Source organism: Acinetobacter psychrotolerans, from assembly GCF_048552595.1.
Taxonomy (GTDB): Bacteria; Pseudomonadota; Gammaproteobacteria; order Pseudomonadales; family Moraxellaceae; genus Acinetobacter.
The window spans coordinates 1-289 of the sequence record NZ_JBIMDK010000060.1 but is presented as its reverse complement, the minus strand read 5'-3'; the positions used below and the strand labels follow the sequence as shown (position 1 = coordinate 289).

The window sequence follows — 289 nt, the reverse complement described above, 5'->3', positions numbered from 1 at the left end:
TCTACACCACTCACATTGATCTTGCCATCTTTAGTAATACCATCTGTAGCGCTAATACCTGTATCCGCATTTAACACTGCTGTTGGCACACTTGGTAACGTGGTATCTACTGTGATTGGCCCTAAGATTGCAGCTGGACTGGTATTTCCTGCAACATCTATTTGTCGTACTTGTACATTCGAATAAGCACCAGATGTAAGCGTAAAGCCGCCATTGGTTAATGCCGTCGGAGTCCAAGTTAAACCACCATCTGTGCTGTACTCAATGCTTGCGCCAGCTTCTACACCAC

At 45.3% G+C, this 289-nt stretch carries 1 protein-coding gene; it reads right to left on the bottom strand.

Annotation, left to right across the window (positions count from 1 at the left end; translation table 11 throughout):
- Nucleotides 1-289: hypothetical protein (locus tag ACG94X_RS16850; protein ID WP_419384806.1), on the bottom strand; the 289-nt coding region annotated here is incomplete at both ends.